The organism is Neisseria sicca 4320 (assembly GCF_000193735.1).
Classification (GTDB): domain Bacteria; phylum Pseudomonadota; class Gammaproteobacteria; order Burkholderiales; family Neisseriaceae; genus Neisseria; species Neisseria sicca_E.
Map to the genome: position 1 here is coordinate 35525 of NZ_AEPF01000058.1, position 13191 is coordinate 48715.

The 13191-nt window shown below is 47.2% G+C and carries 12 protein-coding genes, 1 tRNA gene and 1 pseudogene; 2 read left to right on the forward strand and 12 right to left on the reverse strand.

From position 1 onward, the window contains the following. Window positions 1-273: 273 nt before the first annotated feature. From NSCA4_RS0105945 to NSCA4_RS0106005, 12 genes and pseudogenes are all read right to left on the reverse strand, one after another. Window positions 274-591, reverse strand: a complete 318-nt coding sequence (locus tag NSCA4_RS0105945) for a hypothetical protein (RefSeq protein WP_016687286.1) — start codon at window positions 589-591, stop codon at window positions 274-276. Beyond that, window positions 575-877: an integration host factor subunit alpha gene (locus NSCA4_RS0105950; RefSeq protein ID WP_003675494.1), complete on the reverse strand. Its 303-nt coding sequence runs from the start codon at window positions 875-877 to the stop codon at window positions 575-577. Before NSCA4_RS0105950 ends, NSCA4_RS0105945 begins: the two co-directional genes overlap by 17 nt. A gap of 73 nt (window positions 878-950) precedes the next feature. After that, window positions 951-3314: a phenylalanine--tRNA ligase subunit beta gene (gene pheT, locus NSCA4_RS0105955; RefSeq protein ID WP_016687287.1), complete on the reverse strand. Its 2364-nt coding sequence runs from the start codon at window positions 3312-3314 to the stop codon at window positions 951-953. A gap of 28 nt (window positions 3315-3342) precedes the next feature. Then, window positions 3343-4533 (reverse strand): HpaII family restriction endonuclease, encoded by a 1191-nt coding sequence (locus tag NSCA4_RS0105960; protein WP_016687288.1) that lies wholly within the window; start codon window positions 4531-4533, stop codon window positions 3343-3345. 2 nt (window positions 4534-4535) lie between these two features. After that, window positions 4536-5631 (reverse strand): annotated as a pseudogene (locus tag NSCA4_RS13340) (DNA cytosine methyltransferase). Beyond that, entirely contained in the window at window positions 5621-6046 is a 426-nt protein-coding gene (locus NSCA4_RS0105975; RefSeq protein WP_016687289.1) for a very short patch repair endonuclease, read from the reverse strand. Before NSCA4_RS0105975 ends, NSCA4_RS13340 begins: the two are co-directional and overlap by 11 nt. A 16-nt stretch (window positions 6047-6062) precedes the next feature. Continuing rightward, window positions 6063-7052, reverse strand: coding sequence for a phenylalanine--tRNA ligase subunit alpha (pheS, locus tag NSCA4_RS0105980; RefSeq protein WP_016687290.1), 990 nt, complete (start codon window positions 7050-7052; stop codon window positions 6063-6065). Between the two features lie 247 nt (window positions 7053-7299). Next, window positions 7300-7659 carry a 50S ribosomal protein L20 gene (gene rplT / locus NSCA4_RS0105985; protein WP_016687291.1) on the reverse strand — a complete coding sequence of 120 codons (360 nt, stop codon included), beginning with the start codon at window positions 7657-7659 and terminating at the stop codon, window positions 7300-7302. A gap of 12 nt (window positions 7660-7671) precedes the next feature. Next, on the reverse strand, window positions 7672-7869 hold the full coding sequence (gene rpmI / locus NSCA4_RS0105990; RefSeq protein WP_002232040.1) for a 50S ribosomal protein L35: 198 nt from the start codon (window positions 7867-7869) through the stop codon (window positions 7672-7674). Window positions 7870-8015: 146 nt separating this feature from the next. Beyond that, a complete protein-coding gene (gene infC / locus NSCA4_RS0105995) occupies window positions 8016-8537 on the reverse strand; it encodes a translation initiation factor IF-3 (RefSeq protein ID WP_074895063.1) in 522 nt (173 codons plus the stop codon). Between the two features lie 17 nt (window positions 8538-8554). Continuing rightward, the gene (gene thrS / locus NSCA4_RS0106000; RefSeq protein ID WP_016687292.1) at window positions 8555-10468 is read right to left on the reverse strand and encodes a threonine--tRNA ligase; all 1914 of its coding nucleotides are present in this window, start codon (window positions 10466-10468) and stop codon (window positions 8555-8557) included. 54 nt (window positions 10469-10522) lie between these two features. After that, a tRNA-Val gene (locus NSCA4_RS0106005) sits at window positions 10523-10599 on the reverse strand. Between the two features lie 256 nt (window positions 10600-10855). On the opposite strand from NSCA4_RS0106005, the gene tgt reads away from it, so the two are divergent. Next, complete coding sequence (tgt, locus tag NSCA4_RS0106010; RefSeq protein ID WP_016687293.1) at window positions 10856-11971, forward strand: tRNA guanosine(34) transglycosylase Tgt; 1116 nt, start codon at window positions 10856-10858, stop codon at window positions 11969-11971. Between the two features lie 109 nt (window positions 11972-12080). Beyond that, the gene (hemH, locus tag NSCA4_RS0106015) at window positions 12081-13091 is read left to right on the forward strand and encodes a ferrochelatase (RefSeq protein ID WP_016687294.1); all 1011 of its coding nucleotides are present in this window, start codon (window positions 12081-12083) and stop codon (window positions 13089-13091) included. Window positions 13092-13191 lie beyond the last annotated feature (100 nt).

The following is a 13191-nucleotide window of genomic DNA, read 5'->3' on the forward strand; positions in this document are numbered from 1 at the left end:
ACACTTCATTGTGTCTGTATTATTATAACTTTCATAGCATGAATCGTTAAATACAATATCCTTGCAGTTTTTTGATATTAAGGACAATAATTTTGTAAAATGGTTCAATTCAATACAAACAGCATCAATACATCATTTAAAAACAGGTACCTATCATATTTATAAGGATGCTTATAAACTAAGTAAATATTTTCTAATACAGAGCAAGCCCCAAAATCCATAAAACAAACAGCCGCTTCCCTTAAATAAAGAAGCGGCTGTTTATCTAATAAACTAAGCAAGTGCTTTTTGCAAATCTGCCAATATAGAATTTAGCCCTGCTTTAACTTCTTCCGCCTTTGCAGCAGGATGACCGTTTTCATCCAAAGAATCACGGCTAAAGCGGTCGACATAAGGCGCAAAGGTATCTTTCAGCTTCAACAGTTTCACCACATCGGAACGGGTGTAACGATCGCCGCCGTAACCGACAACGATACCGTTCTCATGTTGCCACTGGGCAAATTGTGACGGGCTGATTTGCACCAGTTCGCACATTTCATCCAGTGAAAAATAACGTCTTGCAGGAATAACGGGATTAACGTTGTTTGTCATAGTAATGCTCCACCATGCCTTTGAGTTTTTGGCTGGCATGGAAAGTTACTACGCGGCGGGCGGTAATCGGTACTTCTTCGCCGGTTTTCGGATTACGGCCGGGACGTTGCGGTTTGTCGCGCAACTGAAAATTACCGAAACCGGAAATTTTGATTTCTTCGCCGCGTGCCAAAGTGCTGCGGATTTCTTCAAAAAAGAGTTCGACGATTTCTTTGGCATCGTTTTTGGTTACATTGCTGACTTTATCTACCAAAATATCGGCCAATTCGGCTTTAGTTAATGTCATATTATTACCTTCTGTTGTAACAGGTGCAGATTATTACCAATTTCTATTTAAAATTCAAGCGAATATTTATTTTTTAGCTGCGAAGTTGCGCTCCCGCAGCAGTTGCCGCGTCAATCAGTTTTCCGATAACCGGCTCGACTGTTTCATCCGTCAGCGTGTTTTCCATATCCTGCAAAATCACTTTGACCGCCATGCTCTTCATCCCTTCAGGCAGGCCTGTACCTCGATACACGTCAAATACGCTGATTTCCTGTACCAACTTGTTTGCCGCGCCTTTCAAGGCGGCCAACAAATCATCATGGGTCATGGTTTCAGGCATGACAAACGCCAAATCCCTGCGCACCGGCTGGAATTTCGATACTGCCTGATAGCGCGTTTTTTCGCGTTCCAACACGGCAGCCATGTCGATTTCAAATACCAGCGGCGCTTGCGGCAAGTCGTATTTTTGCAGCCATTTCGGATGCAATTCGCCGACAAAACCGATCACTTGGCCGTCTGAAACAATATTGGCGGCGCGTCCTGGATGCAGGGCGGGATGTTCGGTTTTGACGAATTCAATTGCTTTGTTTTTCAACAGATTTTCCACATCCGCCTTGATGTCGTAAAAATCTGCGTTGCGCGTTTTCTCGCCCCATTGTTCGGGCATTGCCGCGCCGTACCACAGGCCGCCGATGCGTTCGTTTTGCACAAACAGGCCGTCTGAACCTTTGCTGAACACGCGGGCGATTTCAAACACGCGTACGCGGTTTTGCTTGCGGTTCAGATTGTTTTGCAGAATTTCCACCAAGCCGCCGATGAGCGTGGAACGCATCACGGCATACTGCGCCGCCAGCGGGTTTTGCAGGCGGATGGGGTTGGCGTTGGCGGCAAAGTCGTGTTCCCACTGCTCGTCAACAAAGGCATAGCTGACCACTTCGCGGTAACCGCGCGCCGCCATTTCGTTATAAACGGCAAAACGCGGACGACGGGTTTCGGGCAGCGCCAGCATTTTCAGACGACCTGACGTGTAATCGTCGGGGATATTTTCATAGCCGTAAACGCGGCCGATTTCTTCAATCAAATCAGCTTCGATTTCGATGTCGAAACGGAAGCTCGGCGCGGTAACGCGGAAGCCTTCCGCCGTTTTTTCAGGCTGCAAACCCAAGTGCTGCAAAATAGTTTTCACCTGTTCGGCAGGAATATCCACGCCCAACACGGTTTTCAGACGACCCAAACGCAATTCAACCTGCTGCGCTTCAGGCAATTCGCCCTGCGCTTCCACCATTTCGCCCGCCGCACCGCCGCAGATTTGCAAAACCAATTCGGTGGCGCGTTCGATGGCGTCAGCCTGCAAACGGTAATCCACGCCGCGCTCAAAGCGGAACGACGAATCCGAACCAAAACCATATTGGCGCGATTTTCCGGCGATGATTTCAGGCGCAAACCAAGCCGCTTCCAGCACGATATTTTGTGTGCCGTCTGAAACCGTGCTCGCTGCGCCGCCCATCAGCCCTGCCAAACTCAACGCGCCTTTTTCATCGGCGACTACCAGCGTATTTTCAGACAGAGAGACGGTTTTCTCGTTCAGACATTCCAGCGTTTCACCTTCGTGCGCGCGGCGGATGTGCAGGCTGCCTGACAGTTTGTCGGCATCGAAAACATGCATTGGCTGACCGATTTCCAGCATCACATAATTACCAATGTCCACCAGCGAGGAAATACTGCGGATGCCGCTGCGCTCCAAACGCTGCTTCATCCAATCCGGTGTAGCGGCGCGCGCGTTCACGTTTTCAATCACGCGGCTGGTAAAGCGGCCGCAATCGGCAGGCGCATCAATCTGCACGGGCTGTTTGCGGCTGCCCGTAATGGGCGCTGCATGGATTGCAGGCTGCTTGAACGCGCAACCTGTCAGCGCGGACACTTCACGCGCAATACCTTTAATGCTCAGGCAATCGGCACGGTTCGGCGTGATTTTCAGCGTGAATACCGTATCGTCCAAATCTAAATACTCACGGATATTTGCGCCGACGGGAGCATCTTGCGGCAGAATGTGCAGGCCGTTCACGCTGTCGTCGGGCAGACCGAGTTCATCGGTGGAACACAACATCCCGTTCGACACCACGCCGCGCATCTTGGTCGGCTTGATTTTGAAATTACCCGGCAACACCGTGCCCGGCAACGAACACGGCACTTTGATGCCCGCTTTCACATTCGGCGCACCGCACACAATCTGCACCAACTCACCCGTACCCGCATCAACTTGGGTAACGTTCAAACGGTCGGCATCCGGATGTTTTTCAACGGATTTCACTTCGGCAATCACCACGCCCGTAAACGCAGGCGCGGCAGTCTCGGCTTCTTCCACTTCCAAGCCGGACATGGTTAACAGATGTTCCAGCTTATCGGCGGAAAGTTCGGTATCGGCTTGGGTTTTCAGCCATGAGTAGGAGAATTGCATTTATCACTTCCTATAAAATAAATCTGCTTTATTTAAAGCGAACTTGAAGATTCAGTTTGATAAAAAAATCATGGTCTTCTTTGAATAGCCAGCCGTAAAAATACTTCTTCTTAGCATTATTGTCGGGATATCCTGGATTATTTTCATCATCTCCCGTAGCAGCTTGTTCCAATTTTGTACGTTTTAAGAGATAGTTTCTAAGTAAATTGAAGTCATATATGTGGAAACATACGATACTTCCATCCTTTTTTGCTACAATCACTCCTCCAAAAGAATTATATTCTCCCAACCATACAGCTTCAGAGGTCATTCCCATCGCACTTTCTACTAGAAATTTTTTAATTTTATACTCATAAAACTTCTGCTGCCCCTTCTCTCCTTCATAAAAATTTAATGGGTCAGAATCCTCCAATATTTCCACCAATTTTTCAATCGAAGGCTCCTTATTTAAATACCTTAAATACAGGCAATGTGCCAAAATTTCAGGTAAATCTCCATCGATAATCTTCAAGTTAATCTTCAAGTTCTTATAAAACTGCTTGGACTGTATTTTTTGAAAACAACAATCTGCAGCAATGTCCCTTATTTTTTCTAATCTTGCCGTTATTTTTGCACCTGTCTTATAGGTATTACTGTTAAAAGACTGCAAATCGAAGTTTTCTGGAAGATTTTTTACCTTATAAATAAAGTTGTTTCCCGCGCCAGTGTTCAACAAAGTTGCATCTTTGCCCAATAATGACTTAATGCTGAAGCCTAAATCGGTATCCTTGGCGAGTCGATGATCATAAATTTTTAACCTTATATCCGATTTAGTGCCTGAATCAGCTTTTGCTGTTTCAATTTGATTATTCTGTAAGAATGAATTCAATTCAGGAATTGAAAATGAACGTCCTTTTCCTTCTTTTACTCCTGATAAAGTATCTTCAACTACCTTAGTTAGTTCCTGATATGTATAGCTATTCAATAAATTTCTTTGATTATTGAAAACTTTAAAAATGTGTATTTTTACCTGATCTTGATTTTCCCCTTGCTCTTCTCTTTCAAACTCTAACTGATATTCTCTTTCAGACTTATAGCTTTTCATGACTTGATAAATATTTTCTCCATCAGGCTCCAAATTCATGTCTGACTGAAACAGTTTTCCATCTGTAATTAGTTTGAACAGCACATATAACTCTGTCCACTCACCTTTATTTGCCCGTACTGTCATAATTTCCATCTCTAACCGATACTAAGCTTGTCTAAAATTTTCTCAGCCACCGCTTGAATCGCCGGCACGGCAACCGAATTGCCAAATTGTTTGTATGCGGAAGCATCTGCAACAGGGATTTTGAATTTTTCAGGAAAACCTTGCAGCCTCGCCCATTCGCGCGGGGTCATTTTTCTGATGCCCTCGCGGTTTACCTCACCTTTGATATTGGTGGTCGGAGTAAAGTCGGTAATGCGTTTGTCGATTACCAAATTCCGCTCCCTCCCCATACCGCCGACAACAATCGCATTGGCAATCCCATCATCGGGAATAATTTCATATCCGAACCCATTACCCTTTTCCTCATGCCTTTTCTTGTGTTTTCTTAAAGTATCGATGTATTGAGTGGACAAATAATATTTTGTCGGCACAGTATCTTTTTCCCGTATATCCTTAAAGGCTATCTGAATTCCTATCGGTTCGGGATATTCGAAATCTTTGATATCGGTATCTTTCCGAAAGCCCACAATAAAAATCCTTTCGCGGTTTTGCGGCACGCCGAAATCCTTTGCGTTGACAATTTTCGGCTCGGGTACAAAATATCCCAAATCTTCCCTCAGCGTATTCAATATCGTCTGCAACGTCCTGCCTCGGTCGTGATTGGTCAATCCTTTTACATTTTCTAAAAAGAATGCCTTAGGATGATGCCTGCGGATAATTTCCGCCACATCGAAAAACAATGTACCGCGCGTATCTTCAAACCCCCCCCCGCCGGCCGGCAATCGAAAATGCTTGACAGGGAAAACCCGCACACAGCAAATCAAATTGCTTCGGAATGTATTGTTTGGTTTCTTCCAAAGTAATATCACCAAACGGCACTTCTCCGAAATTGGCTTCGTACGTCAGTTTGGCTTTTTCGTCCCACTCGCTCGAAAACACGCATTCCCCGCCCAAGTTCTGCATGGCAATGCGGAAGCCCCCGATACCTGCAAACAAGTCGATAAAGGTAAATTTGGGTTTCAAGGCCGTCTGAAAAGTATCGTTGTTTTCAAAAAGGCGGTATTGCGCTGCTTTTTCTTCCAAGTGTTCACCTTGCTCATCATCCTTAATTTCGTTTTTATAAATCAATTCCTCTCGCTTGGACGATTTCTTTAACTTTTTCGGCACAGTAGGTTGTATTTTTAACGACATCGTTACTCCAAAAACGTAAAACCGTCCAGCCTTCGGCTTTCAGACGACCTGTTACTTCCATATCCCGTCGGATATTTCGCTCTATTTTGGCAATCCAAAACTCACGATTTCCCTTTATTTCCGCTTTTTTCCGTTCCCAATCCTTGCCGTGCCAAAACTCGCCATCGACAAACACGGCCACTTTGTATTTTTTAAATGAAAAATCAGGTTTTCCAAAAATGCTTCCGCTGTTTTTCCGATACCTGAGCCCCAAAGCCCACATCGCTTTTGCCAACACAAGCTCGGGTTTCGTCCCTTTGCTTTTGTTGGACTGCATACATTTTTTGCGCTGTTCTGGGGTTAATTTATCCATTAGGGTCGTCTGAAAATTATTTGAACTGTTTCAAAAAGTTCAAATCGTTATCAAAAAACAGCCGCAAATCGTTCACGTTGTAACGCAACATGGCGAAACGGTCGAGGCCGATGCCGAAGGCGAAACCGGTGTATTTCTCGGGGTCGATATTCACGTTTTTCAATACATTGGGATGCACCATACCGCAGCCGCCGACTTCCAGCCATTTGCCGTTTTCGCCCATGATGTCGATTTCGGCTGACGGTTCGGTAAACGGGAAGAAAGACGGTCGGAAACGTACTTGCAAATCATCGCGTTCGAAAAAGCGGCGGATGAAATCGGTGAACACTGCTTTCAAATCGGCGAAAGTTACGCCTTCTTCTACCCATAAGCCTTCAGCTTGGTGGAACATGGGCGAATGCGTAGCATCGCTGTCCACGCGGTAAACACGGCCGGGGGCAATAATGCGGATGGGCGGTTCTTTTTTATCGAGCATATAGCGGATTTGAATCGGGGAAGTGTGCGTACGCAAAACATCGCCGTTTTCAACGTAGAACGTATCCTGCATGGCGCGTGCCGGGTGGTTTGCGGGAATATTCAGGGCTTGGAAGTTGTGGAAATCGTCTTCGATTTCCGGGCCGTCCGCCACTTCAAAACCCATGCCGTGAAAGAGTTCGACCACGCGCTGCAAAGTCAGGGTTACAGGATGCAGACCGCCATTTTCCTGCGCATGACCGGGCAGGGTAATATCAAGAGCTTCGGCTGCAAGTTGGGCTTGGAGTTTGGCTTCGTTGAGGGCGTCACGTTTATTGTTAAAGGCCGTCTGAAACTGGTTTTTGCATTCATTGATATGCGCACCTATGGTTTTGCGCTCCTCAGGCGACATTTGACCTAAGGTTTTCAGAAGTCCGGTCAATTCGCCGGTTTTACCAAGATAGCGGGCTTTGATTTGTTCTAGAGCGTTGAAGTCTTGCGCAGCCTCTACTGCGGCAATGCCTTCTGCAACGATACGGTTTACATTTTCCATAGTGGTTTTATCGTCTGTCGGTTGATGATGGGTCGTCTGAAACAATGAGGCCGCCTGTATGGTTTGGTGTTGCCAAACTTTTCAGACGACCTTTTATCGTTTACGGCCAATCCGTTTGATAGAATCGGCGTATTTTAGCGCAAATCAATTCAAAAAAATAGACTTTAAAGAAAGAAAATCAATCACATAGACTTTCTTCAGACAAAGAAAAAAGGAAGCCGTAGCTTCCTTTTCAAATTTTTTTGGATTAAGCAGCCAAAGCAGCTTTAGCTTTCTCAACCAATTGTGCAAAAGCGGCTTTATCAAATACAGCCAGATCAGCCAATACTTTGCGGTCGATTTCGATAGCGGCGCGTTTCAGACCGTTCATGAATTTGCTGTAAGACAGACCATTTTCACGGGCACCTGCATTGATACGGACAATCCACAATTGACGGAATTGGCGTTTGCGTTGACGACGGTCACGGTATGCGTATTGACCGGCTTTCATTACCGCTTGCTTGGCAACGCGGTATACGTTTTTACGACGACCGCGGTAGCCTTTGGCTAACGCGAAGATTTTTTGGTGACGGGCACGAGCGGTTACACCGCGTTTTACGCGTGGCATATTCTAAACTCCTTAAGCGTAGGGTAACATTTTAGCAACAGAAGCCAAATCGCGATCGTTTACCATAGAGGTACCGCGCAGTTGGCGTTTGTTTTTAGTGGTCTTTTTAGTCAAGATGTGGCGTTTGAACGCATGAGCGCGTTTTACACCGCCGTTACCCAGTACTTTGAAGCGTTTTTTCGCGCTAGACTTGGTTTTCATTTTAGGCATGGGAAAACTCCATTCGTTATTAGATAAGGCATTAGGGGGTTTTAAAACATCGATTTCAAACACTTGAACCCAAAATGCCACGGTTTTTGCCGCCAATCAAAAGCTTACCCCGAAGCGGCAATCGGAGTAAGCTGGAAATTATAACTTTATTTTTTCTTTGGTGCAATCATCATCACCATTTGACGGCCTTCCATTTTAGGGAAGGATTCGATTTGGGCTACTTCCGCCAAATCCTCTTTTACGCGCTCTAAAAGTTGCGCACCGAGTTGCTGGTGAGCCATTTCACGACCGCGGAAACGAAGCGTTACTTTGACTTTATCGCCGTCAGCCAAGAAGCGGTTGATGTTGCGCATTTTGATTTGATAATCGCCTTCATCAGTACCCGGACGGAATTTAATTTCCTTAATTTGCACCTGCTTCTGGTTTTTCTTGGCTTCGTCGCGTTTCTTGGCTTGTTGGTATTTATATTTACCGTAATCCATCAGTTTGCATACAGGCGGTTTGGCAGTAGGGGAAATCTCTACCAAATCCACATCCTGCTCTTCGGCCATAGCCAAAGCTTCACGAACCGATACGACACCAAGCTGTTCGCCTGACTCACTGATTAAACGCACTTCTTTGGCGGTAATTTCGCCATTGATTCGTGCTTCGCGTTCTTGAGCGATGATGAATACTCCTATAAAAATTAATGGTTGACGAGGGCGTCTGCGATTTCTTGCTGCAGTTGTGCAATGAAATCATCCAAATCCAAAGAACCCAAGTCTTCTGCTTTGCGGCGCACGGCCACTTTGTTTTCCTGCTTCTCTTTATCGCCGACAACGATTTGATAAGGGAAGCGGTATTGGCTGTTATCGCGGATTTTGTAACCGATTTTTTCGTTACGCAAATCCAGCTCTACACGGAAGCCAGCGGCTTGCAATTTAGCAGCCACTTCACGGCAGTAATCCGCTTGATTTTCGGTGATATTCATAATCACCATTTGAACCGGAGCCAACCACAACGGGAAAGAACCTGCGTGGTTTTCAATCAGAATACCGATAAATCGCTCCAAAGAACCCAAAATGGCGCGGTGCAACATTACCGGACGGGCGCGGTCATTGTTTTCGGTTACATATTCTGCATCTAAGCGTTCCGGTAACACAAAATCCAGTTGCAGCGTACCACACTGCCAAGAACGTCCCAATGCGTCTTTGACGTGATATTCGATTTTAGGTCCGTAGAACGCACCCTCACCCGGCAACTCATCCCATTCCACGCCACAAGCAGTCAATGCTTCGCGCAAACCTTGTTCCGCCTTATCCCACACGTCGTCTGAACCGGCGCGCTTCTCAGGACGCAGTGAAAGTTTGACGGACACATCATGGAAACCGAATTGCTTGTAAATACGAACCAGCAATTCATTGAATGCCCGCGCTTCGCTGACAATTTGATCTTCGGTACAGAAAATATGCGCATCGTCTTGTACAAAACCGCGGACACGCATCAGTCCATGCAGTGCGCCACTCGGCTCGTTACGATGGCAAGAACCAAATTCTGCCAAGCGCATCGGCAAATCACGGTACGAGCGCAAGCCGTTATTGAAAATCTGCACATGCCCCGGGCAGTTCATCGGTTTAACCGCGTATTCGCGCTTTTCCGAGCTGGTTACGAACATATTGTCTTTGTAGTTATCCCAATGACCGGATTTTTCCCAAAAGGTTTTATCCATGATTTGGGGGGTTTTGACTTCTTTATAACCGGCAGCATTCAGTTCTTTACGCATATGCTGCTCAATAGTTTGCCACAAAGCCCAACCTTTGGGATGCCAAAACACCATACCCGGTGCTTCGTCTTGCAAGTGGAACAAATCCAGTTGTTTGCCCAATTTGCGATGGTCGCGTTTTTCTGCTTCTTCAATGCGTTGGATATAGGCTTTTAATTCGTCTTTTGTCGCCCAAGCCGTACCGTAAATACGTTGCAGCATTTCATTATTGCTGTCGCCGCGCCAGTATGCGCCTGCCAGTTTGGTCAGCTTGAAGTTTTTCAGGAAACGAGTGTTCGGAACGTGCGGACCGCGGCACATATCGACATATTCCTGATGATGATACATACCCATTGCTTCAACTTCGGGCATATCTTCAATCAGGCGCAGCTTGTATTCTTCACCGCGATCTTGGAAAATTTTGATGGTTTCGGCGCGCGGAGTCATGATTTTGATTACATCATAATCTTGTGCGATCAATTCTTTCATGCGCGCTTCGATAGCTGCAACATCTTCAGGCGTAAACGGTTTTTCCGTTGCGATATCGTAATAAAAGCCCTCTTCAATGACGGGGCCGATAACCATTTTTGCATTAGGATAAAGTTGCTTGACTGCATGGCCGACAAGGTGGGCGCAAGAGTGGCGGATGATTTCAACGCCTTCTTGGTCTTGCGGGGTAATGATTTGGACGGTTGAATCTTCGGTAATCGGATCGCACGCATCGACCAATTTACCGTTTACCTTACCTGCCACCGTCGCCTTCGCCAAACCTGCTCCGATAGACGCGGCAATCTGTGCCACGGTAACGGGCGATTCGTACTGGCGGACTGAGCCGTCCGGCAAGGTAATGTTCAACATCAAAAAAGCTCCAAAACATTAAAAAATAACGGCATAAATGCCGTTTGGGAAATTTGGTAGGCACGATTGGATTTGAACCAACGACCCCCACCATGTCAAGGTGGTGCTCTAACCAACTGAGCTACGTGCCTGTTTAACAGGGTTTGGATTATAGACGATACTTTGATGCGATGGCAAGCATGAAAACAATGTTTCAGACGACATTATCGGAACATTGTGATTTTTTTGAAACATTTTCAACAGTGAACATCTCGATACGAATAAGGTCGTCTGAAATATTCAAACACCGCTATTGCGATGAAAATCCTTTATAATCCCGTTTTTTACCTCAATCGTTTGACTGCACGGCGGCTTTGCACGCCGTTTTCGACATTATAGATACAACCTATGCTCAAGTTTACCTTACACAAAAAAGACGGTCATGCCCGACGCGGCACGCTGGAACTGAACCACGGCAAAATCGAAACGCCCGTATTTATGCCGGTCGGCACTTACGGCTCGGTTAAAGCGATGAATCCGCAAAACCTGCACGACATCAAGGCACAAATTATTTTGGGCAACACTTACCATTTATGGCTGCGCCCCGGTTTGGAAGTTATCGAACAGTTCGGCGGATTGCACGAATTTATCGGCTGGGACAAACCCATTCTGACCGACTCGGGCGGTTTTCAGGTTTTCTCGCTTTCCGATATGCGCAAACTGACTGAAGAAGGCTGCACCTTCCAAAGCCCGATTAACGGTGACAGACTCTTCCTCTCGCCCGAAATCTCCATGAAAATCCAAACCGTACTCAATTCCGACATTGTGATGCAGTTGGACGAATGCACACCCGGCGAAGCAACACACGAGCAGGCGCAAAAATCCCTGCAAATGAGCCTGCGCTGGGCAGAACGAAGCAAAAAAGCCTTTGAAGATTTGAAGAACCCAAATGCCCTGTTCGGTATCGTGCAAGGCGCGATGTATGAAGATTTGCGCGAAGAATCACTGCGCGGCTTGGAACAATTCGACTTTCCCGGTCTTGCTATCGGCGGGCTCTCCGTCGGCGAACCCAAACCCGAAATGTATCGTATGCTGCGCGCCGTCGGACCGATGCTACCCGAACACAAACCGCATTACCTGATGGGCGTCGGCACGCCGGAAGACCTTGTTTACGGTGTGGCGCACGGCGTGGACATGTTCGACTGCGTCATGCCCACCCGCAATGCGCGCAACGGCTGGCTGTTCACCCGTTTCGGCGATTTGAAAATCAAAAACGCCAAACACAAGCTTGACAAACGCCCGATAGACGAAAGCTGCACCTGCTACGCCTGCCAAAACTTCAGCCGCGCCTACCTGCACCATCTGCACCGCGCCGGCGAAATCTTGAGCGCGCAACTCAACACCATCCACAACCTGCATTTCTACCAAGTCATCATGGCGGAAATGCGCGAAGCCATCGAGCAAGGAAAATTTGCCGATTGGCAGGCTCAATTCCATGAAAACCGCGCCCGCGGAGTGGATTGAGATTTAACTATGCTTATCGGGGTCATCTGAAAACATTTATCTTGATTGACCCTTTGCTTTTCAGACGACCTTTTGCACAAAATATCATTCAATATTAAAGAAAGAAACCATGCCCCGTTTCCTGCCAGAGCCTCCCCTCCCGTACACCGACCAAACCCGTACCGCCGTCCTACTGCTTAACCTCGGCACACCGGATGCTCCGACCGCGCAAGCCGTCAAACCTTACCTGCGCGACTTTTTATCCGACCAACGCGTGGTAGAACTGCCGAAGCTGTTGTGGCAACCGATCTTGCGTGGCCTGATACTGACGCTGCGCCCGAAAAAAAGTGCGCATGCCTATGAAAAAATCTGGTTTAAAGAAGGCTCGCCCTTATTGGTTTATACCGCACGCCAAGCCGAAGCCTTGGGCAAACTACTGCCGGATGTAACCGTCCGCTACGCCATGACTTACGGCAACCCGGGCGTTGGCGACGTCTTAGCGGAATTGAAATCGCAAGGCATCGGTAATCTTTTGGTAGTCCCGCTTTATCCGCAATATGCGGCATCAAGCACAGGCGCGGCTTTGGATAAAGTATTCTTGCAATTACTGCGCCAGCGCAACCAACTCAGCATACGCACGGTATCCCGTTTCTACGATGATGCAGGCTATATCGAAGCCATGAAAAGGCAGATTCAGGCATATTGGGCGGAACACGGACGCGGCGAAAAACTGATGCTGAGTTTTCACGGCATACCTCAGAAACAGTACGACGAGGGCGACCCTTATCCCGACGAATGCCGCCATACCGCCAAACTGCTTGCCGAAGCCTTGGAGCTGACTGAGCAGGAATATATCGTTTCCTTCCAAAGCCAGTTCGGCAAGGCAAAATGGGTTAAACCGAGTACGCAGGTTCTGTTTGACGAACTGCCGAAACAAGGCATAACGAAATTGGACGTTTTCTGTCCGGGCTTCATTGCAGACTGCTTGGAAACGATGGAAGAAATCGCTTTGATGGGGCGCGAACAATTTCACGCCGCCGGCGGTAAAGAATACCGCTATATCCCCTGCCTGAACGACGGCGCAGCATGGATAGGCGCACTGGCAGATTTAGTGCGGCGCAATTTGCACGGATGGGTTTGAAGTATCCCTCCGTTTGTTTGACTTAAATCTAAGGTCGTCTGAAAAGCTTAGGCAGGATAGGTTTTCAGACGACCTTTATTGTATGATTGCCCTATTCCTT